General features: G+C 56.5%; 27 protein-coding genes. 13 read left to right on the plus strand and 14 right to left on the minus strand.

Annotated elements, in window-relative coordinates:
• Positions 1 to 22 precede the first annotated feature (22 nt).
• On the plus strand, positions 23 to 3,190 hold the full coding sequence (locus HY298_26605) for a hypothetical protein (GenBank protein MBI3853812.1): 3,168 nt from the start codon (positions 23 to 25) through the stop codon (positions 3,188 to 3,190).
• Positions 3,191 to 3,346: 156 nt separating this feature from the next.
• Here the strand turns inward: HY298_26605 and HY298_26610 are convergent, their stop codons facing one another.
• From HY298_26610 to HY298_26630, 5 genes are all read right to left on the minus strand, one after another.
• Positions 3,347 to 3,958 carry a TlpA family protein disulfide reductase gene (locus HY298_26610; GenBank protein ID MBI3853813.1) on the minus strand — a complete coding sequence of 204 codons (612 nt, stop codon included), beginning with the start codon at positions 3,956 to 3,958 and terminating at the stop codon, positions 3,347 to 3,349.
• A gap of 45 nt (positions 3,959 to 4,003) precedes the next feature.
• Positions 4,004 to 4,105, minus strand: coding sequence for a redoxin domain-containing protein (locus HY298_26615; protein MBI3853814.1), 102 nt, complete (start codon positions 4,103 to 4,105; stop codon positions 4,004 to 4,006).
• Between the two features lie 470 nt (positions 4,106 to 4,575).
• A complete protein-coding gene (locus HY298_26620) occupies positions 4,576 to 6,825 on the minus strand; it encodes a penicillin acylase family protein (GenBank protein MBI3853815.1) in 2,250 nt (749 codons plus the stop codon).
• Positions 6,826 to 6,966: 141 nt separating this feature from the next.
• A complete protein-coding gene (locus HY298_26625; GenBank protein MBI3853816.1) occupies positions 6,967 to 7,485 on the minus strand; it encodes a DUF4864 domain-containing protein in 519 nt (172 codons plus the stop codon).
• Positions 7,482 to 8,240 (minus strand): TonB C-terminal domain-containing protein, encoded by a 759-nt coding sequence (locus HY298_26630; protein MBI3853817.1) that lies wholly within the window; start codon positions 8,238 to 8,240, stop codon positions 7,482 to 7,484. The genes HY298_26625 and HY298_26630 overlap by 4 nt, the downstream gene beginning before the upstream one ends.
• 252 nt (positions 8,241 to 8,492) lie before the next feature.
• On the opposite strand from HY298_26630, the gene HY298_26635 reads away from it, so the two are divergent.
• Entirely contained in the window at positions 8,493 to 8,681 is a 189-nt protein-coding gene (locus tag HY298_26635) for a hypothetical protein (GenBank protein MBI3853818.1), read from the plus strand.
• A gap of 238 nt (positions 8,682 to 8,919) precedes the next feature.
• Here the strand turns inward: HY298_26635 and HY298_26640 are convergent, their stop codons facing one another.
• The 8 genes from HY298_26640 to HY298_26675 form a co-directional block, all read right to left on the minus strand.
• Entirely contained in the window at positions 8,920 to 9,873 is a 954-nt protein-coding gene (locus HY298_26640; protein ID MBI3853819.1) for an alpha/beta hydrolase, read from the minus strand.
• A gap of 54 nt (positions 9,874 to 9,927) precedes the next feature.
• A complete protein-coding gene (locus HY298_26645; protein MBI3853820.1) occupies positions 9,928 to 10,677 on the minus strand; it encodes a hypothetical protein in 750 nt (249 codons plus the stop codon).
• 46 nt (positions 10,678 to 10,723) lie between these two features.
• Positions 10,724 to 11,227, minus strand: coding sequence for a hypothetical protein (locus HY298_26650; protein MBI3853821.1), 504 nt, complete (start codon positions 11,225 to 11,227; stop codon positions 10,724 to 10,726).
• The gene (lepB, locus tag HY298_26655) at positions 11,221 to 11,742 is read right to left on the minus strand and encodes a signal peptidase I (protein ID MBI3853822.1); all 522 of its coding nucleotides are present in this window, start codon (positions 11,740 to 11,742) and stop codon (positions 11,221 to 11,223) included. The genes HY298_26650 and lepB overlap by 7 nt, the downstream gene beginning before the upstream one ends.
• Before the next feature lie 148 nt (positions 11,743 to 11,890).
• Positions 11,891 to 12,706, minus strand: a complete 816-nt coding sequence (locus tag HY298_26660; GenBank protein ID MBI3853823.1) for an ABC transporter ATP-binding protein — start codon at positions 12,704 to 12,706, stop codon at positions 11,891 to 11,893.
• Positions 12,707 to 12,728: 22 nt separating this feature from the next.
• A complete protein-coding gene (locus HY298_26665; GenBank protein ID MBI3853824.1) occupies positions 12,729 to 13,433 on the minus strand; it encodes a polymer-forming cytoskeletal protein in 705 nt (234 codons plus the stop codon).
• 34 nt (positions 13,434 to 13,467) lie between these two features.
• Positions 13,468 to 13,884, minus strand: a complete 417-nt coding sequence (locus HY298_26670) for a polymer-forming cytoskeletal protein (GenBank protein ID MBI3853825.1) — start codon at positions 13,882 to 13,884, stop codon at positions 13,468 to 13,470.
• Positions 13,885 to 13,992: 108 nt separating this feature from the next.
• Positions 13,993 to 14,496 (minus strand): tetratricopeptide repeat protein, encoded by a 504-nt coding sequence (locus HY298_26675; GenBank protein ID MBI3853826.1) that lies wholly within the window; start codon positions 14,494 to 14,496, stop codon positions 13,993 to 13,995.
• A 166-nt stretch (positions 14,497 to 14,662) separates the two neighbouring features.
• On the opposite strand from HY298_26675, the gene HY298_26680 reads away from it, so the two are divergent.
• Positions 14,663 to 15,439 carry a dienelactone hydrolase family protein gene (locus HY298_26680; GenBank protein ID MBI3853827.1) on the plus strand — a complete coding sequence of 259 codons (777 nt, stop codon included), beginning with the start codon at positions 14,663 to 14,665 and terminating at the stop codon, positions 15,437 to 15,439.
• 77 nt (positions 15,440 to 15,516) lie between these two features.
• The gene (rsmD, locus tag HY298_26685; protein MBI3853828.1) at positions 15,517 to 16,131 is read left to right on the plus strand and encodes a 16S rRNA (guanine(966)-N(2))-methyltransferase RsmD; all 615 of its coding nucleotides are present in this window, start codon (positions 15,517 to 15,519) and stop codon (positions 16,129 to 16,131) included.
• A gap of 19 nt (positions 16,132 to 16,150) precedes the next feature.
• Here the strand turns inward: rsmD and HY298_26690 are convergent, their stop codons facing one another.
• Complete coding sequence (locus tag HY298_26690) at positions 16,151 to 16,399, minus strand: hypothetical protein (GenBank protein ID MBI3853829.1); 249 nt, start codon at positions 16,397 to 16,399, stop codon at positions 16,151 to 16,153.
• Here HY298_26690 and HY298_26695 point away from each other — a divergent pair.
• From HY298_26695 to HY298_26735, 9 genes are all read left to right on the plus strand, one after another.
• Positions 16,398 to 17,360, plus strand: a complete 963-nt coding sequence (locus HY298_26695) for a hypothetical protein (GenBank protein ID MBI3853830.1) — start codon at positions 16,398 to 16,400, stop codon at positions 17,358 to 17,360. The genes HY298_26690 and HY298_26695 overlap by 2 nt on opposite strands.
• Before the next feature lie 7 nt (positions 17,361 to 17,367).
• A complete protein-coding gene (locus HY298_26700; GenBank protein MBI3853831.1) occupies positions 17,368 to 19,245 on the plus strand; it encodes a protease modulator HflK in 1,878 nt (625 codons plus the stop codon).
• A 111-nt stretch (positions 19,246 to 19,356) separates the two neighbouring features.
• Positions 19,357 to 20,274, plus strand: coding sequence for a protease modulator HflC (locus HY298_26705; GenBank protein MBI3853832.1), 918 nt, complete (start codon positions 19,357 to 19,359; stop codon positions 20,272 to 20,274).
• Positions 20,275 to 20,281: 7 nt separating this feature from the next.
• Positions 20,282 to 21,409 (plus strand): protease modulator HflK, encoded by a 1,128-nt coding sequence (locus HY298_26710; GenBank protein MBI3853833.1) that lies wholly within the window; start codon positions 20,282 to 20,284, stop codon positions 21,407 to 21,409.
• Positions 21,410 to 21,415: 6 nt separating this feature from the next.
• Entirely contained in the window at positions 21,416 to 23,422 is a 2,007-nt protein-coding gene (locus tag HY298_26715; protein ID MBI3853834.1) for a cation-translocating P-type ATPase, read from the plus strand.
• Between the two features lie 3 nt (positions 23,423 to 23,425).
• Positions 23,426 to 23,800: a hypothetical protein gene (locus tag HY298_26720; protein MBI3853835.1), complete on the plus strand. Its 375-nt coding sequence runs from the start codon at positions 23,426 to 23,428 to the stop codon at positions 23,798 to 23,800.
• 25 nt (positions 23,801 to 23,825) lie between these two features.
• Positions 23,826 to 25,040: an ABC transporter ATP-binding protein gene (locus HY298_26725; GenBank protein ID MBI3853836.1), complete on the plus strand. Its 1,215-nt coding sequence runs from the start codon at positions 23,826 to 23,828 to the stop codon at positions 25,038 to 25,040.
• 5 nt (positions 25,041 to 25,045) lie between these two features.
• The gene (locus HY298_26730) at positions 25,046 to 25,531 is read left to right on the plus strand and encodes a hypothetical protein (GenBank protein ID MBI3853837.1); all 486 of its coding nucleotides are present in this window, start codon (positions 25,046 to 25,048) and stop codon (positions 25,529 to 25,531) included.
• Positions 25,528 to 26,913 carry an ABC transporter permease gene (locus tag HY298_26735; protein MBI3853838.1) on the plus strand — a complete coding sequence of 462 codons (1,386 nt, stop codon included), beginning with the start codon at positions 25,528 to 25,530 and terminating at the stop codon, positions 26,911 to 26,913. Before HY298_26730 ends, HY298_26735 begins: the two co-directional genes overlap by 4 nt.
• Positions 26,914 to 26,965: the final 52 nt, after the last annotated feature.

The following is a 26,965-nucleotide window of genomic DNA, read 5'->3' on the forward strand; positions in this document are numbered from 1 at the left end:
ATAGTTCCAATCCTATTTCGATATGAACAAACGATTCTTACTTTTCGCGACTGCGTTGTTGGCTATCGGCGGTCTGGCGGCGTGGATGATCCTCAGATACGCAAACTCGGACACGAAGTTTTCCGCGATCTCTGATGATGAAATGACACGGCACATGGCGAAAATGCTTGGACCTGCTCCAGGGGCGCAGCCAGCCCCGGCTGTGCTGGATATGAAACGTCCGGTTCGCTTGGCGATTGGCAGCCTCGGCTTTGCTGACGAAGAGACGAACCGGAAGACCGCTGATCTGACGCTGGCAGAACTGACCGGAGCAAAGGGGCTGGAACTGGTCGAGAGACAATCCCTCGATAGGGCGCTGCAGGAAATGAATCTGAGTCTGTCGGGTCTCATCCGCGCGCGGGATGCTGTTCGCGTCGGGAAACTCGTCCGCGCCGATTGGTTTCTGCTGGGCAGCAGCTTCAACTTCAACGGAACCAACTCAATTGTTGTGCGGGCCGTGGATGCGCGCACGGGTATACTCCGCGAGGGGGGTGTTTTCGCTAGTGGGCAGTCCCCGATGCGTCTGGCATCCGATCTGGCGGGTTTCATACGTCGGTGTCGCCAGAATGCCGCTGAGGCGAAATCCCCGGTGTATCTGGCTGTGGGAAGTTTTGACGACCTAAGTGTAAACAATCGCCAGGCGACATTTCCGACGCAATTACGCTCTTACCTCACTGCTGCCTACCAGAAGACCAGCATCACGCTGCTGGAGCGTGAGTTCGCTAGCACCTTGCTTCAGGAGGTGCGACTCGACCTGGCGGGGTTGACCGATGTGGCGGACACAAATGCCCCAGCGATGCAGTCTGCCTATTGGATGGTGGATGGATATTACCAATCGTACGAGACTTCTCAATTCGAGGTAGAGTTGGTTCTCAATGTGCGGCGCATGTTCGGGCGAAATCAACAAATCGCTTTGCGGAACAAGCCGGGCGAGCTTTTGTTTCAGCAGGTCAGAGCGTTCATCGATGGCGTGATGAAACGGGACCAGGCGGCATTGTCGCCGACCCGCGTGACCGAGCTGCGCGCACAGTTGGCCGTTGGCCGGGATATTCTCATGTCTGTCAAATTGAGCAATCGGGGGCAATTCTCTGACTGGATTGGATATACCGGCAACTTGTCGGCCAGTGATCTGGCTCGCAACCGTCGGAACATTGAGGAGGCAATCCGGGCATTTGAAACCGTGATGCTCCTCGACCCGAGAAATCGCGAAGCCAAAATGGGTCTCGCCGGTTGCTATAAATCGGCGTTTATCAACCGTGTGGATGAAGCACGTGATCTATACCGGGAGATCATTGAAGGCTCAGTGAGTGACAAATGGACTCGAGATGCGGAGGAAGAGTTGGTGTGGGGATTCAGGCGCTTCTACAGCCCCGAAGAGAAGCGTCGCTGGTTTGAATCTGCTGCCCAACGCGCTTCCAACGTGGCCTCTCTGGAATTCTACCAAAATCAGCTTAAGGCCGCGAACGAAGAGGTTATCCTTGAAAAGCGTGGCACATCGGAAGCAGAAAGGGTGGCCGAGGAACGTTTGTTTCGGGACATGCAGGCTTGGGAAAAACAGGTGCGGGGGCACATGTTTGGCGTGGACTTCTACAACACGGGTTTGGGGAAGTACGTCGAAGCTTTTGGAACTAACCACGCGGCTGCCGCCAAACGACTGGTGGAACTACTGCCGAAACTTCAGGCGGCATCATCCAATCTGGCCCCACATATCCTGGCGGGCGTCGTCACGTTTCAGTTGGATACCAACGCGCCGATCATCTCGGAATTTGAACGATCGCTCGACAGGGATTCAGAAAATCCGCGAGAGATGTTTGAGTCCCGTTACTATATTCAACTGCTCGCCAGCCCGGTCTATCGCTGGGCTGCGGAGAAAAAGCTTTATTCTATTGCGGCGAAAACAAAGGCCCTCTTGATACATGCGGCGGGCAAAAACCCCGGCCTCTCGGTCGGTAACGAGGACAAGATGGGGTTGGCCTTCAGCTATCTCGGTGCGCAAGAGTGGCAGAAGGCATTGGAAGTTTTTCAAGGCTACTCCAACCGGCCAGTTCTGATGGGAAACGGCGGTCTTTGGGGCAAAGCTTTTACTCCCGTACTCACTCGTAAAGAGGTCGCGTATTGCCAGAAAAAATTGGGACTGCCGGTCGCGTCTGACCCGCGTGAGTTTGAGATGGGTGACGCCTGTTTCTGTCTGCACGAGCCTTCCGTGTTCGCGACTACACCGGATGGGCTGTGGATCTGCATCGGTGATCAATTGATGCAGCTCGATTTTGACCTAAAGACCAATTTCACCATCCGCCTGCCGATCGAAGGTTCGACGGCGATCACCCGGCTGTGCCCCGGCTCAACCAACATCTGGATTGGAACAGCGGGTGAAGGGTTGATCGAGATAGATAAAGCCACTCGCCAGTGCCGCCGGCTGACCGTGAAGGATGGCTTGATGATGGATTACATCACGGAACTTCACCTCGCCAAAGACACGCTGTGGATTGGTTACGGTCATGGACCCAGTGGCGGACTCGGACGCCTCGATGTATCCACGCGACGAATCGTTTCCTATACGCGTTCGCTTCTGGACAAGCCGAATCTTCAAGGGCGCTCTGACAATGGCCACCTGATCGGATCACGCGAGCTACCACCGGGCAAATTGGTTTTCGGAATCACGACCAGCCCGAATGGGGAGATATGGGTGCTGGGGCACGGCGCAGGCTTGCGGCGGTACAAACCGCAGGATGAAACTTGGGAAACGATTGAGAAAGTGGGTGGTGGTTGCCTGGTGGCAGACTCAGAGCGAATATTTCTCGGCCAGGATCGATCGCAACTAGATTACGATGGGCGGCTAAACGCCACTTGTGAATTGGGTGTGCATGTCATGGACTTAATGAATGGTCAGTTGCGGAAGTTTGGGGAGGTAGAGGGTTTGCCGTGCTCGGCAGTAACCACCATGACGCTGGATGGCCAGAATTTGTGGATTGGTGGCACTGGTTTCATCGCTTGCGTGGATGCTGGCGAAGGGAAAGTTCGCAATCTAGCGTATGTCAACACTCGGGGCGCTGTACTCAACGGCGTGCAACAGATTCAAATCGGCGGTGGCTACGTCTGGGCCAATTTCGACAAACATCTTCATCGCGCCTCGTTGAAAGATGTACGATGAAGAAGGAGCAACGGGCCGGCAGAACAGTGAACTGTCAAACTGGGGACGCGGTTGGAGCGCGTGCTCCGGAAGCTGGTCAAATGAACGTTTCAACCATGCACTGTGATCTTCGCCAACGCCATCGTCCATTTTTCAATTGAATTTCTTTCGGACACGTCAATCCGGCTTCTTCAGTTCCGGCAGACGGCGCGGAGCGTAGTAGGGTTTCCCGTTGAGCTTTTGTACTTCCTTGGAAAAGCTGGTGCCGTAATCGCGTTGCGCGTCCGAGAGTGTCCAGGCTTGCCGTTTGTAATTCCAACTTTCCGGATTCAATCGCTGCGCTTCTTTGTAATGCCGGATGGAGGCCGCGGTCTGGCCCGTGCGATAAAGGTGCTCGGCCAGACCGAACTCTGCCGCCGCCAGCGCCCATTCGGGTGGCGGCGGTGTCAGGCGCGCTCTTAATTCCGGTTCACTCAACACGAACGCGCTTTGTTCGCCCTTGGCCACCCAATCGCGAATCGCGTCGAGGTAGGGCGCGGCGTCCAATCCGTGCAGCGCCTGATAACGATTGTCGGCGTAGGCGACCTCATTGGGGCGAACGATCCGACCCTGTTCGTTGATCCAGACGGCGGTGGGCACATTCACCATGTTGTAGAGCCGGGTGACGACGTGCTGCGTGTCGATGAGAACCGTGTAATCCAGTTTCGCCTTCTCAATCCACGGCCCCGCATCCTTCGCGCCTCCGGTGTCCTGCGCGACGGAAACAATCTCGAAATTCCGATCCTTCAACTCCTGGTAAAATATCTGCCAAACTGGCAGATCGAAGCGGCACCCTCACCACGATGCCCAGGTGATGAGCAGCACCTTCTTGCCGCGAAAATCCGAGAGTGAGTGCGCCTTGCCTTTCAAGTCCGGCAGCGTGAAGTCGGGTGCCATGAGCGAGGTCAGATAGCCGTTCTGTTCGGCGGCGCGCGGACCGAAATACCAAATCGCGGCTTCTGCGTCGTAAGCCGCGGGCTGGTGCAAAAGCCGGGCAAACTCGTTCAGATTGAACCAGGTGACCGCCGCGTTTGTTGTCAGGAACGACTGTTTCCGGTCCGCTGGAATGGGAAAACAAAGTTCATCGCGGCACACTCCCTCCGGCTTGAGTTCGAACCGGCTGGCGCGCTTGAGGTCGGCGAGTTTCACCCAGAGGTCAGCAGCGTTGGTGGCAGGGAAAGACGTGGGTGGCGCAACGATCTCGGTTGCAATTCCCTCATAAATGACCACGCGAGAACCGTCGTTGGCAGCCGAAGCATTCATTGCCATCACACCGAACAATGCCGCCCGGAAACAGAGCGTTCGCATGGCGGCATCAACTCATCTATCAGAATGGATTTCAAGCCGATAACAGCGTTAGCTCAATTTTACTTTTCCCCCGGGTGGTATGTCCTCGTCGCCTGAGCCACGACGTCTTTCCAGTAGAACGGAGATTCCTTGAACTTGCGTTGCGAGAGCAGTTGCGCCTGGTCGAAGAAGTGTGGCGACGCCGGGTCGCTGCTGGCGCCGTACTGCAGAAGAGTTTTGGCGCGCACCGTCTTCTTCCCGAATTCGAACACACCCATAAAACTGTTGCCCACCACCGCGTACTGCTTGCTACGGTCAACGTGCCCCGGGATTGGCGGGGTGTAATACTGCGTGAACGCGACTCCCAAGGTGCCGGGAATGCCAGCCGTAGGCACACTCGGCAATTTGTCGCTGAACGGAACCTTGGCGAGGTCTGCCACGTTGGCTTGTCGTTGCAGTCGGTGGATGTCGCCCCAGGCAATTTTCCAATTGCCGTAAATGTGTTGCAGCTTTTCCGCCGCCGTCACGAGCGCTTGAAACTGCGCTTTGGGGTTGTTGATCATTTCCGGTTTCAGGCTCTCTTTCGTGGCAAAACCTGGCCCGACCAGTTCCTCATACCATTGAACGCAGAGGCTTGCCTGCGTGGACTTCACGCCGCCGCGGCAATCCCAGTTCAACAGATGAGTGAAATACGGTTCGGCTTTGCGGGCAAGTTCCGGGTCGGTCTGCTTCAACTCTTCAAACTGAATTTTGTATTTTGGCAACTCCGTCAGCGCCCAGTAAATGGTCGTGTCCAGACACAGCGTCTCCCATTTTTCGAAGGTGATGTCGTGGACATTGCGCAAGAGGTAACGCGCCATTCTCGCCCGGCGCTTATCGTCGTTCTGCTCCTTCTTCTGGATCATGTAGGCAGGATAATTTCCGGGGAACGGATTGCCATCGTCCGTGGTGGTGAACGGAGTCTGGTTGCAGTTCTGAACAAAACCCGAGATCGGATTTAACACGCGCGGCAATTCGTTGAAGGCGTGATAACCCTGCCATTCGGTGCGCGGATTGGCGCCATCCAGTGGTTTCTCGGCTTCGAAGGCCGGGTCGCGCTTGGGCACGATACCGTTGTAAAGATACAGGATGTTTCCATCGCGGTCGGCATACACGACATTGTAAATGTGCTGCTCCAGGCGGGACATGGCATTGAGAAACTCGGACAAGTTTTTCGCCTTGAGCATCTGGAGCGATTGGCGCGGGTAGAAGGCTTCGCGAAATTTGGCGATGTTCACCGCGATTTGTCTGGTGTCGTTGATCTTTTCGGCAATCGGGCCGTGGTGTGTTTTCCGAAAGGTCACCTCACGCTCGGTCATGCCATTGGTCGTTTTGACTTTGATGGTGTCATGCCATTCGGTCGCGGTGCGATAACCATCGCCATACTTGTAATTCAGCGGGTGGCCGGGATCGTCAAACGTTTCCTGCCAGGCATCGCCGGTGTTGGGCTTGTTCACCGTGAAAGTCCACCCCATGTTTTCATTGTGTCCAATGGTGGTAAGCGGACTGCCGAAAAAAGTGGCCCCGGAAAAATTCAGACCCTCGCCGCTGTGAAGGTGCGCTTCGTAAAACTGACCAAAGCCGTAATACGGCTGGTGCGGATTGGAAAAAAGCATCGTGGAATGGTTCTTCGTCCGGCCGGGAGCGATGGCGTAAGCGTTGCTCCCGATGAATTCTGCTTCGGTTGCATCGCTGTTCTTGGCGAAGTCGGATTTGGCAGTGTGCGTTCCCTGGTAAATGGTTTGCAACAGGACGTTCCGACCAAAGGCCATCAAATACCACGGCTCAAAGCGTTCCAGCAGGCGCAATTTCACGCCGGGATTTTTCTCGATGTAATAGTTGATGCCCGCGACGAACGCGGCACACACGGCGCGGTCCTTGGGTGGAAGTTTCTCGAAATCTTCCCGCGCCAGACGCGGCACCTCGAACAGTCGATTCAACCAATCGCCGGAATAGGCCGCCTCCCCGTTCAATTCGCTGGCCCGTCCCAATCCGGCAACATACGACTCTTCAAGCTGCCACAAATAATCCTCCGCCTGACAATACGCGAAACCGAAGATCACGGATTCATCCGTCGGCCCGTCGATGTGCGGCATTCCGTATTGATCGCGATAAATGGTGACGCTGCGGGCGAAGGCCGCCGCGTCGATGCTGGGCGACGCTGACTCGCTCGCGTGAACCGGATTCAGGAGTCCGGCCACCACGGCAAACCAGACCGTCAAGAGCCATTGAGTGCGAAATGTTCTGCCAACCGATTGCCTGGCGCCGTAATGAGCGTGCTTGGATTTCATTTTTTTTGTTTGGCAGCGGCGAATCACTATCACAAAACTCAGCCTGCCTTCAAGGACGGTCGGTTGATGGGTTGGGGTGTTTCGGTTTGCGGCAGGATTCACCGGTGATGCGGGCGTTCCTCGCGCAACCAACAGCATCGACTAAGCCACGGTGCCCTTCGGCTTGACCGCGATGACGCCGTTGATTTTCCAGCCCGCGTCTTCCTTTCGCAAAAAATATTGGTAGTGCACGACGTTGCCGGATTCACCTTCCACCTCCACGTTCACAACCGCTTCCTCGCCGTTGTCGCGCACCACGCCGAACTCCGCCGACTTGAACCGCGCGATGACCGGATAGCCGCCCTTGACCATCCGCTCAAACGCCGCCAGTGGATACTGCGTCTTGACGCCGGCGGCGGCGAAAGTATATGCCGTCACGTAATCATCGTCGCGGAAGGCGGCGAGTTGGGACTTGATGATCTGGGTCAATTCCCGGCGCCGCGAGTCCGCGCTGATCTGCAACGACGGTGCTTCGGCCGGTGGTTTTCCGCGCGCTTCCGAGTAGGTCAGTTCGTCGTCTGGATTCACGACGACATGAAACCAGCGGTACAAAAAGAACAGGCCGACACAGGCGATCAAGAGTGCCGCCAGGCGGATCGTGGTGTTCAGGCGTGGTTTCATTCCAAAGTGCGTTTGGCTTTGAGATGGAAGTTGATGATAAACATGCGTTGCGTTGCTTGATCGCTGGCGGGAAAGGGTTGGCCAATGGCTTTGACCCGGTCAAGCACGGCCGCGATTGAGGTGTCCAACGCGAAAACTCCCGATAGTCTGAGAACCTGGTAGGAGGAGACAGCGCCATTGCGCGAAACGGTGACCGATACCCTGACGGCCACACTGTCATCCGCGAGTCCGTCTGGGGGGAGCCAGGCATTTTCATAAACGGCTTCCACCAAGTTCTGGTAATCAACAACAGGTCTTCCTTCGGGAATTATTGGCGAGCTCCGGCCTTGGGTGGAAGATTGTTTGCGAATGGTTTCCAAAACCTCGTTCACTTGTGCCGCACGATTAGCCATCCCTTCGGAGCTTTCTCCGTCTTGGATTGATTTTCGGTATTCAGAGCGACTGCGGATCAAGGGATTCGAAATATCAACTTTCGGCCACCGGTTAGCCGTCCGTGCTGACGGCTTTCTTGCAGTTTGACCAGGTGGCTGCGGTGATTCTGAACTCTCTGAATGGGGGGTGTCAGCATTGTGCAAAGTTCTTTCGACCCGCTGGTTTGGCAAGACTGTTATTGTCGTTTCGGGTGGTTTGTTTTTTGACGCTCCGCCCGGTTCATACTTGACCACCAGGAACGCCGGGCCGACGAACAACAGCGCCAGCAAAAGGATATGCCCCGTCACCGAGGCGACAACGCTCTTTTTTTGAAGTCGGCTCATGGTCTGGTTTTACCAGGATTGGGCGGACGACGACACGTTATCAAGCGGTAAATCCAAAAGCAAGGCATCGGCGCAGGCAGGTTTCCCGAGCTGCAATCTGGCGGCCATCCGCATGGCCGGCCAGCAAAGAATAGCCGCGCTGGTTCGCAGGGATCACCGCCAGCGGACACCCAGTTTAGGCAGATTGCCGGCGCCTTGAATTCGTTGCGCGCTTCCTTTGTGGCGCCAGTAATGGCTGGAAGCAACTGCGCGATGCCCGCGGCGAATTTGCCGAACAGAAAGAGGAAGAGGAATAAGAAGGCGCATAATCCCAGCGCAACCAGCAGTTTGATTGAGCGGCTGACGTTGACGAATGTCATGCGTTCGCAGTCGCCCATGACAATCTCCGACCCGGACTTTCTCGAGACGCTGCAACGGTTTCACGGTGCGGTGCTGAATTGAGGGCCGATCAACGCGCTACAATCACGGTTTATCGTTGGATCCTCGGCTTGATGAAATCAATAGCGCCTATACCTCAAGGCGCAGCGCCCCAGGGCCGCAACCAAAGATACGCCGCCTTCAGGTTGCAGACGGTGGTGTTTCCCAAGGCGGTCCAACATTGAGGTTGCCCCATCCATTCGCCTTAGCGCCGGAACAATCTGAAGCTTGAACGCCAACTTTGTTTGTTTGCACGGCTATTTCAAAATTGTTTCAGGAACTGCACCATCTTCTCATAAGTCCTGGCGGCAATCTCCGCATCGTTCCGCCCAAAACCGTGGCCGCCGTCGGGGATGGTGATGAACTCGTGCTTCACGCCCTTGGCGGTGAGTTCCTTGTCCATCATCACGGAAAGTTCGTAGGGCACGTCCGTGTCTTTGGTGCCATGAATCAGCAAGGTGGGCGGGTAATCCCTGGTGACGTTGCGCACAGGACAAAACGGGTCAAACGCCTTGGATTGTGTGACGGGGTCGAGGCCGGCTACGATTTTTGGCCAAAGGCCGTTCTGGCGGCAATAGAGGTAAAGATTCCCGCCGGGCTTCCACGCATCTTCCTTTGATACGAGTGGTTTCGTGCGGTAGAACGCGTCCGGTTCGCCGTACCATTTGCCGGTGATGTCGCCGTAACCCCAGAACGAAACGAGCGCCTTGGGCCGGGGCTTGACGCGATAACCCGCGACCTGAGTCAGATAACCTCCCGCCGATTGTCCCATCACCACAATCTCCTTCGGGTCGATATGAAACAGCGCAGATCCTTTCTCATGCACCCAGTTGCAAGCGTCTTCCAGGTCTTCGAGGATCGCCGGCAACTTCACTTGCGGCGCGAGACGATAGTCGATGGAGACGACAGCATAACCGGCCTTGAGCAACACGTCGAAGAGCGAGCCGGGTCTTGTGGATGCCCCACGACCGCCCATCATCAACGCGCCGCCGTGAATGAAAATCACGACTGGTTTCACCTTCTCGTCGGCAGAACGATATACATCGGCCTGAAGCGAGTTGGTTGAGTTGGCGAAGGATTTGTACGTGTAGGTCTTCTTGATTATGCTCACCTCGTCAGCAAGTGCGGTGAGCGGCAAGGTAGTCGCGCCAAGGAGGCAGCCAATCCACAACAGATTGCGCGAGAATCGGGCGGCGCTTGAGGTCGATTGTTTCACCAGGCGACAGGCAATTGAATTTTGTTGAACAATATCTGGACGCTTTGTCATGTGCTAAGGAGCAAAGTGGTTTATCTGTTCCGGCTCGCCAAAAGCGCCCTTCTGGCCAAAGGCAACCACACGGACGATCAAATCGTGAAGGCCATCGAGTCTGATAGTGCCGCCATTCTGTCCGCTTAAACGCGAGACGCCACTGATGGGCGAGTCACCTCTGGCCTTCGGATGAATGGTGCCGACCAGACGCCCATTGTCCATGTGCCGCAGTCCGTTCGGGATTCGAAACAACACCCAGTTCCATTTCTGGTTTTTGGCTGCCGCGGGGATCGAGCCGCCATCCACCGCAATCGGCTCCGGCAATGTGCCCGTTAAAAAGTTGAAGTAGCGCGGATCGCCCTTGGCGTCGAGGAATGCGCCATCGCCATAAACCTGCATCAAGATGTCGATGACGTGTTCGCTGGCCCAGGTCGGATACAATTCATCCGCCGTGTTGAATTTAATGCCCGCAACTTTCACGGCGGCGTGACCGGCGATGGTGATCGGCTCCGTGGGATGGTCGCCACCCGTCAGGATTTTCAGAGAGGCGACCCAATTCGTGCTCACCGGTTTCAACGCGTCGTCGGTGCTGATGAAATGGACTTTCTTGCCGGCGTTGGCGGTGGGCGGCCATTGCTCCGGATTAAACGGTCCGGTTTGTCCACACAGCTTACCAGTGATCACCAGCAATAGCAGAAAACTGAATGATAACCCCAGCCGATGAAGCCGCGCGCGAGAAGACTGAAGGCTCATGCTCAGAGGGATTTTCATAGCGCGAAAATTATTGGACGGAATCCTTACGGGCAAACAAAAAAGGTCACGGTCCGAGCGTTCTGACGGTGTCCACGTGCGTGATGCGCCAGGTGCCGTCGATTTTCTTGAGCTGGATCTTCAACTCCTGCACGCCGAAATCGCGCTGACCAGATTGGGTGACTTTGGCGGTCAGTTCGGCGGTGGCGGATTGCCTCTCCGCATCCAGACCCACATTGATGTCGAGGAACTCGACGCGCAAGCCGCTGATCTGGGAACGGACTGCCAGGGCGATCTGCAGGATTTCGTCGCGTCCGTGGATTGAGCGTCCGCCCTCAGCGGGTACCTGGACATTGATTTCAGCGTCCGTGCTGAAAAGGCCGGCCAATTTGTTGGCGCTGGCGAGGCGGCTGAGCGGTTTTTCGTTCGCCGGGAACGAAGTGACTTCGGCGAGGTCCGCGAGCAGAAGGCGGACTCTTTTTTCCTCGCTGGGGAAGAATTTCTGATAGCCGAGAAAACCGAGCCATCCGGCAAGGATGATCAGGACAACATAAAAAATCTTTTTTACCACAATATCTTTCCCGCAATTCTGTGTGCCTTGACGACCCCGTGGGCATGAGTGAACTGGTCGGTGGCGCGATTGTCGCCGATGGCCAGGTATTCGTCGTCGGCCAGATGGCGGGGCGGCTCTTCCCACGGTTCTCTTTTCACGACATACGGTTCGTCCAGCGGCCGGCTGTTTATCATTACCATACCCCGCTCGATGGAATAAGTTTCGCCGGGCAAACCGATGATGCGTTTCAAGTACACGATGTGCATGCCGGTGGTCTTGATGGCGACAACATCGCCGCGTTTGGGTTTGCTCCAGACGTAGGCCAGCCGGTTGATGAAGTTGATTCTGCCGTCGCGATAAGTCGGCTCCATGCTGATGCCCTCGATGCGTGCCGGCACGAGCACAAACCCGAAGATGACCACCGAACCCACGATCACGATGATCAGACGAACCAGCGTGCGTTTCGGGCGCCGGCCAATGACGATCCGCATCCACCAGGGTGGCGATTCCGAGGTTGGTTTCTCCGCGTGCATGATTGTTACGGTTCCCCGCAGTGCTCGTGCAAGTCTGTTTACGAGATAGCGGAGCAACAGGCAATCGGAAAGGCGAATCAGACGAGAGACATCGCTCTCGAGAAGGCAAATCAAAACTCAATGAATTCTTTAGATTATCCTGCCTGCTTCAAATCACCACGCCCGCTTGTGGGGCGACGGCTAATGTGTAGCGGCCCTTCAGCCTCCTCAATCGAACCGGTGCTCCGAACGCCCGGGAAAGTTGTCGGGAGCTTAAAACCATCGGCCTCTTACCTACGGCCAGCAGACGGCCATTCTTCAGAATGAGGACATGGAAAAAGACCGGCATGATTTCTTCCACGTGATGGGTCACTTGCACCAGCGCCGGCGCCGCTTTCCGGCGACCCAGGCGCTGGAGAAATTGCAGGAAGTGTTCGCGGGCGACGGGGTCGAGACCGGCGCACGGTTCATCGAGAATCAAGAGCCGCGGATTGGCCATGAGCGCGCGACCGATGAGCACGCGTTGTCGTTCGCCCTGCGAGAGATAAAGCCAGGGACGTTCGGCAAGGTGCGCGCACTCGATTTGTTTCAAAATGCGCATCCCGCGCACGCGGTCGGCGGCCGTGACGCGCCCCCACAGATCTATCATGGCGTATTTGCCGCTGACGACGGTTTCCAGCGCTGGCTCGGCAGCCGCCATCATTTGGCGAATGCTTGAACTGACGAGGCCGATTTGCTTTCGCAACTCGCGCCAGTCTGTGTGCCCATAACGGTGGCCAAGGACTTCAATTTCTCCAGCGGTCGGCATCAGATAGCCCGCCAGCGCGCTCAATAATGAAGTCTTGCCAGAACCATTTGCGCCGAGGATGACCCAGTGCTGACCGCGTTCGACTCGCCAGGAGAGATCGTCCAGGATCAGCGTGTCGCCGCGTTGGATGCGCAAGCGAGCGACGGCCAACGTCGGTGGTTGACGGTTTCGTTTCATGAAGGAGAAATTGTCCAAGGCGCTACATGACGCCACCAATTTTCATGGCGCCGACCACGACCGCGCCGCTCTCGACGACCAGCCCGCGCGCTGCTATGTCGCCGAAGAATCGCGCCGTGGATTTGAGCAACACCGTGCCTTCAGCCATAAGTTTGCCCACGAGTTCGCCGCCGATCTCCGCGCCGCCACACTTGATTTCCGGCCAGCGAAAATAGTTGCCTTCGGGAATGATCAATCGTCCGGTGGTGAAACTGCCTTTGATGTTCGCCGTGGAATAAATGGTCAGCGAATTGACGGCATTGAGCTTGCCGAGGAATTTGCCCTTGATGATGGCGGTGCCGACCATCGCCTCGGTGTTGAAGAGATAGCCTTTCTCCTCGATGACGAACCGGCCGTGCGTGCGGAAATTCTTGGACTCGGCGTGGGCGATGGTGTAGTCGCGCAAATCGACGTGCGCACTGCAACGCTTGCACATGGTGGATTCGGCGGTGGCCGGCGCTTCCAGCGTGGTGCCGCATTGGAAACAGATGACCTGCTTTTGTTCGATGACGGGCAGGCGTGTCTTGGCGGCCGGTTTGGCTTTGGTCACCGGTGCGCGGACTTCCTGGACCAGGAAATGCGCGTGGCACTTTTTGCAGATGGTGGAATAGGCGCTGGCGGGCTCCAGTTGCAGGTTACCGCACTGGGGGCAGGCCACGCGGACCTTGTCCTGTTTCTTCGCCGGCATTCAATGTCCACCCCGTGGGTGAATTCCCGGCGGCTTAACGCGCACCCAGTTTGTGAAGCTCAGGGGACTTGGGCGCTTCGGCTGCACGCGGGGCGGCTGCCGGCGTGGGCACGGCCTTGTTGGGGTTCACCTCGGTCTTGCCGACATACGTCACCCCTTCCTCAATGGTCAGCTTGGAGGCGCGAATGTCCCCGAACAATTCCGTCTTGGCTTTGATTTCAATTTTGTCCTTGGCGGTGATGTTGCCGGTGACTTTGCCGCGCACCGTGACAGTGTTGACGTTGATGTTGCCGTTGATGACGGCATTTTCGCCGAGGCTCAGCGTGCCGTCGGAGTGGATTTCACCGTCCAGTTTGCCGTCGAAATTCATTTCACCGGTAAATTTGAGGTTGCCCTTGATCTCCACGTCGGAGGCCAGCACGTTTTTTGAAGAATTGCCTGTTGTATTCATGTTGTTGTCCATTTTTTGATTGATGATTTGTTTGTGGTACTCCAACGGCAACGCGACTGTCAACGGGTTTGTGCCAGGAATTCCCTTGGTGCGGCGTTCGCGCTTTTTTCAAAGTTTGCGGATCGCCTCCCAGAGTGGCTGCAGATCGGGATCGTTGAGGGCCATCTCTTTGATTCTCTCTTTCCTGCCAATTCTCAGGGCGCGCTTGAGCCAGGTCAGCGCCTCCTCAAACTGGTTCAACTGACAGGCGTAGCAGGCGAGGTTGTATGGAATGATCATCTCTTTAGGGAACTTTTCATGGGCCGGGAGTAACGCCTCCCACGCCGCATGCAGTCCGCCGTCTGGCGCGCGACGCAAGGCGTAAGCTTGATGTACCCAGCCGGAAGAGCGCTTTGGCGCACGGCGGACCAGCAGGCGGGCAGCTTCCAAAGCCGCCCCCCAGCTTTTTTCTTCGGCGCAAATCAGCCAGCGAACTTCCAGCACGTCCGGATGGTTCTGTTGCGCCATCGTTATCTTCCCAAGCTCCGTCCGGGCTTCGACGTTATTGCCCAGTTCCAACCAGCCAATCGCGGCCCTCAAATAATGGATGTCGGGTGGTTCAAGTGATTGCATCACGCAAATGTTAATGTGCTGGCTCGCTTCGTGGAATAGCAATCGCAGCGGCCGGAGTTCGCCAGGCATTTATTCCACGAGGCAAGCGGCTGACAACGACGGTGCACAGTCCTCGGGAAGTTGGCCGTTGGCTTTTTGCCATGTTCCGAGCTAACCTTGCTCCCGTATGAAAACTTCAATCCTCGTTCTGCTGGCTTTGGCATGGACGCTGGCCGCCAAAGCGCAACTGCACACTGAACCCGTGGAATACAAACAGGGCAACACCAAGTTGGAAGGCTGGCTCGCCTACGACTCGTCGGTCAAGGGCAAGCGTCCCGGCGTGCTCATCGTTCATCAATGGAAAGGACTCACCGACTATGAAAAGAAACGCGCGGAGATGCTGGCGAAACTCGGCTACAACGTTTTTGCGTTGGATATTTACGGCAAAGGAGTGCGCCCAACAAATCCCAAAGACGCCGGCGCCGAGGCCGGCAAATACAAAAGCGACCGCGCTCTGTTGCGGGCGCGTGCCCAAGCCGGGTTGGCCATTCTGAAGCAACACGAACTAACCGATTCGAAACGCGTTGCCGCCATCGGGTATTGTTTTGGTGGCACGACGGTGATCGAACTGGCACGCAGCGGCGCTGACATCGCGGGCGTGGTGAGTTTTCACGGTGGACTGGATTCGCCGAAGCCGGAGGATGGCAAGAACATCAGATGCAAAGTGCTCGCGCTGCACGGCGCGGATGATCCATTTGTTCCGGCCAAAGACCTCGACGCGTTTGAAGCTGAAATGAAGCAGTCAGGCGTTGATTACCAGTTGGTAAAATACAAAGGCGCCGTCCATAGCTTCACGGACTGGAACGCCGGCAGCGACAATTCCAAGGGAGCGGCCTACAACAAGCGGGCCGACGAACAATCGTGGGAAGCGATGAAGCAGTTCTTTGCGAAGATTTTCAAATAGCTCAAGCACCCAATTACCCAAGCACCTAAGCACCCAAACACCCAACTTGGGTCGTTGGGTATTTGGGTGTTTTCACCATGCGCATCACAGGCGGCCAAGCCGGCGGACGGATATTGAAAGTGCCCAAGGGATTCGACGTGCGCCCCACGCCGGACCTCGTCAAACAAGCTGTTTTCAACAGCCTCGGCGGGCGCGTCGTTGGCGCGTACGTGCTGGAACTGTTTGCGGGCACTGGCGCGTTGAGTCTGGAATGTCTCAGTCGCGGCGCGGCACGGGCCGTTTGCGTGGAAAAGGCCCATCGTCACGCGCAGGCCATCCGACAAAATCTGCAAACCGCATCGCTGTCCGCGGAGAAGCTGGATGTGCGCGTTCAGGATGTGTTTGTCGCCATCGCGCAATTGACCGCCGCCGAGCGCCGGTTTGATCTGATCCTTGCCGACCCGCCTTACGGCGAAAAAAACGTTGGCCGCCGGTCCACTTCATTTGCGCAACGGCTGCTGGATGACACAAACCTTCCCAGACTGCTCGCTACCGGCGGGCTATTCGTGCTTGGCCACACCAAACGCGATACGTTGAGCATTCCCGATGATTGGCACGAAGTGAAAGCACTGAAGCACGGTGACAGCCTGATGCGTTTTTTTCATTTACCGGAGCTGCATGAAAAGCCGAAAACTGAAATGGTGAAAATCTGAAATGTCAGGGTTTCAACTTTCAGAATTTCTGCTTTTTCCCAAGTGTGCATCCAAACGCACAGTTCCCAAACTCGCCAGCTTTGACTAACTTCCGGCGCGATTCAGATGGCATTGGACAAATCTGAAATTCTGAAAGCTGAAAAGCTGAAATTGATTTCTGTTTTCTCCTTTCTGAGTTTGGCTTTGTGGTTTTAGCTTTTCCCGGCTTGGGAATAGCATTGCAATCAGCCATCGGTTTCGTAAAATCCGTGGCATAATCGACCGACATGCGACAAGTCATTACCATCGCGAGCAACGCGTTCATGGAACTGGTTCGGCAACCGGTGTTCCTGTTATTAATGACCAGTTCGGCGGTATTCGAGATATTTTTGTCCACGCCCTACTATTTTGCGTTCGGGGACGAGCCGAAACTGGTCAAGAACAGTGTGCTGGCGGTCATGTTGCTGGCGGGTCTGCTGGGGGCGGTGTTGAGCGCTTCTGCCTCGCTGGCGCGTGAAATTCGGACGGGAACGGCCCTCGCCGTGCTGTCCAAACCCATTGGCCGCGCACAATTCTTACTGGCCAAATACCTCGGCCTCGCGGTGGCGCTGACGTTGCTGACCTACGTGAATCTGGTCGCGGCGCTGCTGACCAGTCGGATGGCGTTTGACGCTTACGGCTCGACGGACTTGTTCGCGTTGGGGATTTTTGCCGGCGCGCTGGTGGTGGCTTATTCGCTTGGCGGTTTCAGTAATTTTTTTCTGCGCCGGCCATTTGTCGCGGATGCGGTCTTCAGTGTTGTGGCCATGGTCACCGTAGCGTTTGTAATCATCAATTTCTTTAACAAGGAGGGGCATTCGCAGGCATTTGCCACTGGGGTCGATTGGCGGTTGGTGCCGGCGGCCTTGTTGATCTTGTTCGCGCTGTGGATACTGGCGGGGCTGGCGCTGGCCTGCTCGACGCGGCTGGACATGATTCCCACGCTGGCGATTTGTTCGGGGCTGTTCTTGCTGGGTTTAATGTCAGACTATCTTTTTGGACGCAAGGCGGAGGCCGGCTCGTGGTGGGCTTCCGTGCTTTACACGCTCACGCCGAATTGGCAACTTTTCTGGCTCGCCGATGTGCTTGCCACGGGCAAGAGCGCGTTCCACTGGAACTACGTGGCCATGGCATTTGCCTATGTGGTTGGTTATGTGGGCGCAGCGCTGGCGGTGGCGACAATGTTATTTGAGGATCGGGAATTGAGTTGAGGGTGACATGGATCAAAAAATTCAAAAGAAAGGGCTGATCAATTTTCTGCTGCTGTTGGTGGCGGCGTTGTCCAGTTTCGCGGTCGGCCGTTACGGACATTTGCTCGCCGGACAGGTCAGCGTAATCTTCTTGGGACTGGGCGTGCTCGTGGCCGCGGTGAGTTGGTTCCAGATGCGGTTGGAAGAAAGCGAACGGCTGGAGAAGCTGGAGTTTGACGAACTCGCGAAGTCCGCCTCTCGTTCGGCGCTGTTCAACGCTGCGGACGCTGAAGTCTTTCCGGCGCAACGGGCGCGTCAACAGTTCGAACGGATTGTCGTGCCGGGGTTCACGGTGATTTTGTTCCTGGCCCAGGCTGGTGGCGCGTACTGGGCCTGGCGCTGGTTGGAAAAAATCACTGTGCTGCCGCTCAAACAGCCGCTGGTCGCACTGGGATTGTACGCCTTCTTTTTCCTCTTCCTCTTTCTGTTCGGCAAATTCTCGGCTGGCATTGCGCGTTTGGAAGGTCAGCGGCTGTTGCGGCCGGGTGCGGGGCATTTGTTGTTGAACGCTTACTTGTGTTTCGTCGTCGCGGGCAGCATCGCCGCCGTGGAAGCCGGATTTCCGAAAGTTGATTTGTATGTCGCGCGGGTGCTGTGTGGCCTGTTGACGTTGATCGCCGTGGAGACGGCGATTAACCTGGTCCTGGAAATCTATCGCCCGCGGGTCAAGGGGAAGGTCGAGCGCCCACTTTACGAAAGTCGCTTGGTTGGCTTGCTCAGTCAGCCGGAGGGATTGATCACCACGGCGGCGCAGGCGCTGGATTATCAATTCGGCTTCAAAGTTTCGGAGACGTGGTTTTACAAGACGCTGGCGGAAAAACTGCCGGCCTTTGTGCTCGGACTCGTCGGCGTGCTGCTGTTCTCCACCTGCATCATTTTTCTGGAACCAGGCGAACAAGGTTTGCTCGAGCGATTCGGAAAACCGGTCACCAACCGGCCGGTGCTGAATTCAGGTCCGCATCTGAAATTTCCCTGGCCGATTGACAGCGTCTATCGCTTTCGCACGCGTGAAATCCATAGTCTGAATGTCGGCTTCGTGCCCGATCCACAACGGGAGAAGGAGCGGACGGTTTTGTGGACGGTGCCGCATTACAAAACCGAATTCAATCTCCTGGTCGCCAGCCGCGAGCCGCTTGCGGGCACGTCCACCAATCAAGCTGCCGGTGAACGCGCCGTGCCGGTCAATCTCCTCACCGTCAGCATTCCCGTGCAATACCAGATCGCCGACGTGCGCGCCTGGGCTTACAACCACGAAGACCCCACCAATTTGCTGGAGGAACTGGCCACGCGCGAAGTCGTCCTGTACCTCGTCGGCGTGGACTTGATTGACATCATGTCCACCGGACGGGAGAAGGCTGCGGCGGAATTGCGCGACCGCATCCAGGCCCGCGCCGAAGAACTGAAACTGGGCGTGAATATTTTGCTCGTGGGATTGCAGGACGTTCATCCGCCCGTGAAAGTGGCGGACGCTTATCAGGCGGTGGTGGGCGCGCTGCAACAAGTTCAAACGAACATTCTGGCTGCGGAGGGTTACCGGGCTAAAACTCTCCCGCTGGCCCGGGCCGAGGCGCAGAAAATGGTTCGCGAAGCTGAAGCGGACGCGTTACGCCGGACGATCGGCGCTACTGCGCAGGCCGCGCAGTTCACCAACCAGATGGCGGCTTATGCGGCCTCGCCCGACGTTTACCCGCAGCGGCTTTATCTACAAACACTGGCCAGGGCCAGCGGCACCACCCGCAAATACATCATCGCCCCTACCAACACGACCGAAGTCATCCAACTCGATTTACAAGACAAGTTGCGGCCGGATCTGCTGGACGTGACCGTGCCGCCGGCCGGCAAATGATATGAAGACAAACGGAGTATTGGAGTGTTGGAGCAGTGGAGTGTTGAAACTCCGCCGCTCCAGTCTGTCCACTGCTCCATTACTCCATCACTCCATTACTCCATTCCTCCCATGAAACGAAATTATCTGAACCTGACCATCGGCTTGATTCTCCTGCTGGTATTCGTCGCGCTGCTGTTTTGCTTCCAGGTGCGGCAGACGGAAATCGCGCTCGTCACCACGTTCGGCAAACCCACCCGAACCATCACTGAACCGAGGGCATTTCCATATTTCAAATGGCCCTGGCCAATTCAAAAAGTTCAGAAGTTCGACAAGCGCATCCAGAACTTCGAGGAAAAATTCGAGGAGACGCTCACCAAGGACAGTTACAACATTACCATCACCGTTTATGCCGGCTGGAGCATCAGCGACCCGACCATTTTCCGCGAGCGTTTCAACGATTCGGTTGCCCGGGCCGAGAGCGAACTGACCACACTCTTGCGCAGCGCCAAGAGCGCCGTGGTCGGCCAGCATCCGTTCTCGCATTTCATTTCCACCGACGAAAAGGAACTTAAGTTTAGGGAGATCGAGAGCGAAATGCTAGACAGGGTCAAAGGCGTTGCCAAAGACAACTACGGCATCGACATTCGTTTTCTCGGCATCAAACAACTCGGTTTGCCGGAGAGCATCACGCAAAAAGTTTTCGACCGCATGAAGGAAGAACGCCAACGCTTCGTGCAGAAACTTCAGGCCGAAGGCGACGCGAAGGCGAGCGACATCCGCAGCGCCGCCAACCGTGAACGCGCCGAGATCATCACCAAGGCCGAGGCCGAGGTTACGGAACTGCGCGGGAAAGCGGAAGCCGAAGCGGCCAAATCGCTGGCCGTGTTCAAGGAAAATCCGGAACTCGCGGTTTTTCTGCTCAAGATCAACGCGCTCGAACAAAGTCTGAAAGAACGTTCCACGCTGGTTTTGGACCAGCGCACCCCGCCGTTTGATTTGTTGGATTCCGGCGCGCAGGGCGCCACGAAACCACCCGGCAAGAAATAATTTTTCGATGAGCGACGAACGCAATCATCTTCACGACGATCCGGCTCATAAACCTGAGCGCGGTCAACCGTCCGCATCGACGGAGCCGCCCGTCACGGCGGAAGACGCCGGTTCGCAGGCACTGGCGGACGCGTTGCGCAGCAGCTTCTTCTTTGTCAAAGCAATCATGGTCGTGCTGGTGGTCATCTTTTTCGGGTCGGGCGTCTTCTCCGTACCGCCACAGGAAAAGGCGATCATCCTGCGTTTCGGCAAACCGGTCGGGACGACGGAGGAACAGTTGCTGGGACCGGGATTGCACTGGGCGTTTCCCAAGCCGATTGACGAAGTTGTCAAGATTCCCATCGGCCAGATTCAAACTGTTACTTCCACTGTGGGCTGGTACGCCACCACGCCGGAAGCGGAACTGGCCGGCACCGAAGCTCCCGCCGGCCCATCGCTGAATCCCGCCATCGATGGCTACACGTTGACCGCCGATGGCAACATCATTCATGTGCGCGCCACGTTAGGGTATCGGATCAAAGACCCGCTGGCTTACGCATTCGATTTCTTTAGCCTCTCGAATGTCGTGCAGAACGTTTTGAACAACGCGCTGCTTTACGTCTCGGCGCGCACGACCGTGGACTCGGCGCTGTTAAACAACGCCGGATTCAAGGAGAAGATCCTGGCGCGCGTCACGGAACAAATCGCCGCGCTGAAACTCGGCATCACGCTCCAACCTGGCGAAGTCAAGGTCATCCCGCCGCGTTATGTGAAACCAGCCTTCGACGAAGTTTTGGCTGCCAACGTGAACTACAACACCGTGGTGAACAAGGCGCAAGGCGAGGCCGGCGCCGTGCTCAGCAAGGCGCGCGGTGAGGCCAACGCGATCCTCAACACCGGGCAATCCGACCGCACGCGCCTGTTGCAATCGGTCGCCGCCGATGCCAAGGCGTTCACCGAGCAACTGCCCCAGTACGAAAAAAATCCCGAACTGTTTCGCCAGCGTATTCTGACCGAAACGTGGCAGAAGATTTTAGTGGCTTCAAAGGACAAGTTCTTTCTGCCCGAACGCGCCGATGGAAAACCGCGCGAATTGCGGTTATTGTTAAACCGTGAGCCGGCCAAAGAAAAAACCGAAACCCCGGCCAAACCCTGACGTCGTATGCAAGTCACTTCATTATTGAGCCAGCAAGAACACACGCATGACGCCGAATGCGCCTCGTGCGATCACGACCACGAGCACGCTCCCGTCCGTCTGCAATGGACACTCGTCGGGCTGATCTTTGTCATTAATGCCTTTGTCGTGGACTGGCTGTTTGAACAGGGCCACATCGTCGCCAGCGCCAGCGGCATGATCGGCGCCCTCGTGCTTGGTTATCCCATCGTCGTTACTGGCATCAAAGATCTTCGTCGCGGTATTCTCAGCATCAACGAACTCGTTTCCATCGCCGTGCTCGCCGCCTTTGCTTCCGGCGATTACAAGACCGCCGGCGTCGTCGCATTCTTCATGTTGATGGGCGAAATCATCGAAACCCGCACCGCTGAAGGCGCGCGCGCGTCCATCGAATCGCTCATCAAACTCACACCCACCAAGGCGCGCCGCATCAAGGGCAGCCACGAAGAAGAAGTCGCCGCGAGCGAATTGGTGGTGGGCGACGTCATCCGCATCCGGCCCGGCGACAATGTCGCGGCGGACGGCGTGATTGTGAACGGTCAAGGCTCGTTTAACCAGGCCACCATCACCGGTGAATCACTGCCCGTGGATAAAAAACCGGGCGACGACGTTTTTGCCGGCACGCAAAACCTGACCGGCGTTCTGGAAATCCGCGTCACGCGCGCCGGACAGGACACCACCCTGGGTCGTGTGCGCGAACTGATTCTGGCAGCGGAAAAAACCAAGCTGCCGATCATGAAGATCGTGGACCAATACATGAGCTTCTACACGCCGCTCGTGCTGGTCATCGGCGCGCTGGTATGGGCCTTCACCAATGATTTGAACCGCGTCATCGCCGTGCTCGTCGTCTCCTGCCCGTGCGCGTTCATTCTGGCGACTCCTACTGCGATGGTCGCTGCGTTGTCGGCTGCAGCGCGTCTCGGCATTTTGATCAAGAACGTCAGCGACATCGAGGCAGCCGCCAAGATCAATGCTTTCGTCATCGACAAGACCGGCACCCTCACCACCGGCAAGCTCGCCGTCAGCCGGCTGGCCCCGCTCGGCGATACTCCACCCGCCGAATTGCTGCGACTCGCGGCCACGGCGGAAAAGTACAGCAACCATCCCACCGCCAAGGCGCTGGCGGAATTGGCGCAAGAAGCCGGTGTGCCGCTCGTCGAGCCGAAGAATTTTTCCGAAACCGCCGGTCGGGGCATCAAAGCGGATGTCGATGGCGCCAACGTCATCGTTGGCCGCGCTCAATGGCTCAAGGACAACGGCGTGACCGAGGACTTCATGAAGTCGGTCGATCTGAACGAGACGGAAGGGTTCAGCCTGATTTTCGTCGCGCGCAACGGCAAGTGCGTCGGTTGGATTGGCCTGCAAGATCAGACCCGAAGCGAAGCCCGCGAAGCGCTGGTCGAACTCAAGGAAAGCGGCGTGCGGCGCATCGCCATGATTTCCGGCGACCGCCAGCCAGTAGCTGCCCGCGTGGCGCGCGAAATCGGTTGCGAAGAAGTGGTGGGCGATTGTCTCCCGCAGAACAAAGTGGAATTCGTCCGCGCGACGAAGGCCAAGGGTTATCGCGTCGCCGTCGTCGGCGATGGCGTGAACGACGCTCCGGCGCTGGCGGCGGGCGACATCGGCATCGCGATGGGCGCCGCCGGCAGTGAAGTGGCGATTCATAGCGCCACGATTGCGCTCATGAACAATGACCTTCGACGGCTGCCATTTTTGATCAAGCTGTCGCGCAGCACTCGAGCGGTCATCAACCAGAACTTTTTGTTCGGCGTGTTCTTTATCATCGGCGGTTTGACGCTGACCGCCTTTGGCTACATCGGACCGATTATCGCCGCTATCCTGCACAATGCCGGGTCGCTGATCGTCATTTTCAACAGCGCCCGCCTCGTGCGCAAAGGCGAGGAACTGGAACATTACCAACCAGCGCCGACCGAGCCGACTGACCGAGGCAACAAACATGAAGCCGCCGGCCAGTTGACGCCAAAGATGGCGTGAGCAATGAAAACAAAACGTTTTCTCATTTTTGCCACCCCCATAACTGTAGCTGCAATCATCAGTGGTTATCTGTTTGTAATTCTAAAGCCGCAAACCGGTCATTTGGACGGGAAGAAAATTACTGCTGCGGTTCAGGCCTACAGCGGCAAAATGAAATTGCAAAATCAAAATGTGCCGCCTTCGGTTTCTTTGCAGGAACTCATCACCAAAGGATTTTTGAAACACGAAGACGTTAGCGCCTTCGACGGAATGGAAGTGACAGTTTACTTGGCAGTGGATGAGACAAACCCTCAAGCAGTTCTAATGCGCGCGCGATTATCAGACGGCGGCCAAATAGGTGCTCTAGCCGATGGCAGCATTCACCAAGTTTCCAAATAACCGTTCAAGACCGCTGCGAATATTTATGCCCGTCGCCGAATTAAATCATCAATCGCAAATCGGAAATCAAAAATCCACTGAGGTCGTCGTCTCTGTTCGCGGTCTGACCAAAATCTTCAAGGATTTCTGGAATCGGCCCAAGGCGCGCGCGGTCGATAATGTTGATTTTGAAGTCCGGCGTGGCGAGGTCTTCGGTCTGCTCGGACCAAACGGCTCCGGCAAGTCCACGACCGTAAAGATGCTGCTAGGTTTGCTTTATCCGACCAAAGGGCACATCGAAGTTTTTGGCCATTCGCCGCGGCACGTCGCCACCAAGGCGCGCATCGGTTATCTCCCCGAGGAATCGTATCTCTACCGCTACCTCAACTCGCGCGAGACGCTTGATTTTTTTGGAAATCTCTTTTCCCTTTCGGGACGCGAGCGCGATCAACGCGCAGAGCAGTTGCTGGACATGGTGGGCTTGAGCCAGACGCGTACGCGAGCCGTGGGCGAGTTCTCCAAAGGCATGCAACGCCGCATCGGCCTGGCGCAGGCGCTCATCAACGATCCCGACCTCGTGATTCTCGACGAACCGACGTCCGGCCTCGACCCCATTGGCTGTCGCGAAGTGAAGGATTTGATCGTGGCGCTGGCGCGCCGCGGTAAAACGGTGATCCTGAGCAGTCATTTGCTGTCGGACGTGGAGGACGTGTGCGACCGCGTAGTGATTTATTATGGCGGAAGAATCCAGGCGATGGGCACGTTGAAGGAGTTGCTCGCCACGCCCGACGCCATCCGAATCACGACACCGGTGCTGCCGCGCGAGACGATGGAACGTGTGTTGGAGGTCATCCGTAAGGACGTGGGTGAACAAAAAGTCAAAATCGATAACCCGACACAAAATCTGGAGAGCTACTTTCTCGATGTGGTGCAGAAAGCCCGGCGGGCGATGGAAGAAACGTCCGGCGCCACCTCCGGTCATCGCGTCGCGGCGTATCTGCGCGGCGAAACGGAAGCCAAACCTTCCACCGACAAAATCCTGGAACGCCTCACGTTGCCGCAAACCGTGCCGTCTCCGTCGCAAGAGCAATCTCCGAAACTTCCGGCACAGGCGGAAGTAGATGAAGCGAAACTCGCAGCGTTGACTCAATCTGCAGAACCAGTCAAAGCCAGTGCTGAAACTGCGAAACAGACGAGTGATGACGAGTTACGCAAGGCAAATGAGAAGTTGGCGGGATTATTGGGCGAACGAAAGAAGTAGTCGAAATGTCGGCCAAAACTGTCAGCCTCCTGTTAACACTGGCGCTTATTGGATGCGTAACGCCACAGAAGAAGTCTGGCTCTCCCGTCACGATTCAAGTCGATAGAAGAATTAACAAAGATGCGATGCCGTATTGGTTAGGCTATTTAACGGCACGAGCTGGGTACATCGGAAAACACAAGGCCGAATACGTTGGCGAAACCGGAGTAATTGTGCCGCACTTTGAAGAAGAAGTCGATGCTCGAACTAAGGCAGCTCAAGTTTACGATGAACTGCAATCGAAAGTTAACGCAAAGCCAAACTCATATTTTGCAGAGCTCGCCAAGGTGAACAATGCTGGCTTTATGCGAGAATATGTCTGGACTTACTTGCGACAGACGGCTTGGACGGATAACCAAGAGCCGTCCAGACTAAAAGCGTTCGAGACTTGGGCGAAAGAGAATATCCCCAATCATCAACCTATAACTTACGGCAAGGTTACTTTCCAATGATGCAACAAATCTTTGCCATCGCCGTCCTGACTTGGAAGGCCGCGTTCCGTTTCAAGCTGTTCATTGTGTTGGCGGTGTTGTTGTTGGCGGCGGTGGTGGGTTTGCCGATTCTGATCAAGGATGACGGCACGGCGCGCGGGTTCACACAAATTCTGCTCACGTACACATTGACGGCCATCACCGCCTTCCTTGGATTATCGACGCTCTGGCTGGCGTGCGGCACGCTCGCCCGGGACATCGAGGAGTGTCAGATTCAGATGGTCGTCGTCAAACCGATTGCGCGCTGGCAAATCTGGCTGGGCAAATGGCTCGGCATCATGTCGCTCAACGCGTCGCTGCTGGCTTTGGCGGGCGGCAGCGTTTACGGGCTTCTGCAATGGCGCGCGACCCGGTTGCCGCCGGATCAGCAGGCCGTATTGCGAAACGAAGTGCTCGTGGCGCGAGCGTCGGTCAAGGAGGAAAGTCTGGACAAATACATCGAAACGCAAACCGACCAGTTGCTGCAGGAGCGGTTGAAAAAGAATCCGCTGTCGAGCGCAGACGTGCTGGAGGTCCGAAAGCAAATTCGCGAGCAGGTCAAGGCGCAGTTTCAAGTTGTGCCACCCGGCGGTTATCGTCCGTGGCAGATCAATCTGGGGCTGGCCAAGAATTATTTGCGGGATCAACCGCTTTACCTGCGCGTGAAGTTCAATGCCGCGGACAAGAGTCCATCCGGCACGTTCACGGCGCTCTGGCAGGCGGGCGTGCCAGAAAGCCAGCACTTGTGGCGCGACCAGATGAGCCTGGCGCCGGAGACATTTCATGAATTCCAGATCCCGCCGAATCTTTTCGATGAGAAGGGCGTGCTGACAATTTTTTTCCTGAATCCAAACGATACGGCCCTATTGTTTCCGCTCGATGACGGAATGGAGGTGCTTTATCGCCAGGGCGGCTTTGGCCTCAACTACGTTCGCGGGTTGGGAATCATTCTCTGTTGGATGGCGTTGCTGGCCACGTTGGGGCTGGCCTCGGCGACCTTTCTTTCCTTTCCGGTGGCCGCATTTTTATCGTTGGGAATCCTGACGCTGGTATTTTCGAGCGGTACGATCTCCGGCGCTGTTTCGGAAGGCACATTGATGGGTTATGATTCAGAGGCCGGCGCGCCGGCGCATACCGCAGTGGACGTGGTGGCCATCCCGGTTTTTCGGGCGTTGCTCAAGTTGATTAATCTGGCCAAGGATTTTTCGCCCATCGATTCGTTGAGCACCGGGCGCTGCATCACCTGGGGACAACTCGGCCAGGCTGGCGCACAAATTATCTTGTTGCTGTGTGGACTGTTGGGACTGATCGGGATTTTCATATTCAACCGGCGCGAACTGGCCACCGCGCAAGGAACGCAATGAAAAATCCAAATACCCAAATACCCAAATACCCAATTCTGCCGACTGGCATTTT

The organism is Verrucomicrobiota bacterium (assembly GCA_016200005.1).
Taxonomy (GTDB): Bacteria; Verrucomicrobiota; Verrucomicrobiia; order Limisphaerales; family PALSA-1396; genus PALSA-1396.

Excerpts from the sequence above, each read along its gene's own strand:
- HY298_26660 (MBI3853823.1), bottom strand. The coding sequence starts at position 12,706 with ATGAAACGAAACCGTCAACCACCGACGTTGGCCGTCGCTCGCTTGCGC.
- HY298_26735 (MBI3853838.1), top strand. The coding sequence starts at position 25,528 with ATGATGCAACAAATCTTTGCCATCGCCGTCCTGACTTGGAAGGCCGCG.
- HY298_26675 (MBI3853826.1), bottom strand. The coding sequence starts at position 14,496 with ATGCAATCACTTGAACCACCCGACATCCATTATTTGAGGGCCGCGATT.
- HY298_26725 (MBI3853836.1), top strand. The coding sequence starts at position 23,826 with ATGCCCGTCGCCGAATTAAATCATCAATCGCAAATCGGAAATCAAAAA.
- lepB (MBI3853822.1), bottom strand. The coding sequence starts at position 11,742 with ATGCACGCGGAGAAACCAACCTCGGAATCGCCACCCTGGTGGATGCGG.
- HY298_26705 (MBI3853832.1), top strand. The coding sequence starts at position 19,357 with ATGAAACGAAATTATCTGAACCTGACCATCGGCTTGATTCTCCTGCTG.
- HY298_26645 (MBI3853820.1), bottom strand. The coding sequence starts at position 10,677 with ATGAAAATCCCTCTGAGCATGAGCCTTCAGTCTTCTCGCGCGCGGCTT.
- HY298_26715 (MBI3853834.1), top strand. The coding sequence starts at position 21,416 with ATGCAAGTCACTTCATTATTGAGCCAGCAAGAACACACGCATGACGCC.
- HY298_26680 (MBI3853827.1), top strand. The coding sequence starts at position 14,663 with ATGAAAACTTCAATCCTCGTTCTGCTGGCTTTGGCATGGACGCTGGCC.
- rsmD (MBI3853828.1), top strand. The coding sequence starts at position 15,517 with ATGCGCATCACAGGCGGCCAAGCCGGCGGACGGATATTGAAAGTGCCC.
- HY298_26710 (MBI3853833.1), top strand. The coding sequence starts at position 20,282 with ATGAGCGACGAACGCAATCATCTTCACGACGATCCGGCTCATAAACCT.
- HY298_26620 (MBI3853815.1), bottom strand. The coding sequence starts at position 6,825 with ATGAAATCCAAGCACGCTCATTACGGCGCCAGGCAATCGGTTGGCAGA.
- HY298_26665 (MBI3853824.1), bottom strand. The coding sequence starts at position 13,433 with ATGCCGGCGAAGAAACAGGACAAGGTCCGCGTGGCCTGCCCCCAGTGC.
- HY298_26730 (MBI3853837.1), top strand. The coding sequence starts at position 25,046 with ATGTCGGCCAAAACTGTCAGCCTCCTGTTAACACTGGCGCTTATTGGA.
- HY298_26635 (MBI3853818.1), top strand. The coding sequence starts at position 8,493 with ATGCCCGCGGCGAATTTGCCGAACAGAAAGAGGAAGAGGAATAAGAAG.
- HY298_26630 (MBI3853817.1), bottom strand. The coding sequence starts at position 8,240 with ATGAGCCGACTTCAAAAAAAGAGCGTTGTCGCCTCGGTGACGGGGCAT.
- HY298_26670 (MBI3853825.1), bottom strand. The coding sequence starts at position 13,884 with ATGAATACAACAGGCAATTCTTCAAAAAACGTGCTGGCCTCCGACGTG.
- HY298_26720 (MBI3853835.1), top strand. The coding sequence starts at position 23,426 with ATGAAAACAAAACGTTTTCTCATTTTTGCCACCCCCATAACTGTAGCT.
- HY298_26625 (MBI3853816.1), bottom strand. The coding sequence starts at position 7,485 with ATGAAACCACGCCTGAACACCACGATCCGCCTGGCGGCACTCTTGATC.
- HY298_26690 (MBI3853829.1), bottom strand. The coding sequence starts at position 16,399 with ATGTCGGTCGATTATGCCACGGATTTTACGAAACCGATGGCTGATTGC.
- HY298_26700 (MBI3853831.1), top strand. The coding sequence starts at position 17,368 with ATGGATCAAAAAATTCAAAAGAAAGGGCTGATCAATTTTCTGCTGCTG.
- HY298_26615 (MBI3853814.1), bottom strand. The coding sequence starts at position 4,105 with ATGGCACCCGACTTCACGCTGCCGGACTTGAAAGGCAAGGCGCACTCA.
- HY298_26605 (MBI3853812.1), top strand. The coding sequence starts at position 23 with ATGAACAAACGATTCTTACTTTTCGCGACTGCGTTGTTGGCTATCGGC.
- HY298_26695 (MBI3853830.1), top strand. The coding sequence starts at position 16,398 with ATGCGACAAGTCATTACCATCGCGAGCAACGCGTTCATGGAACTGGTT.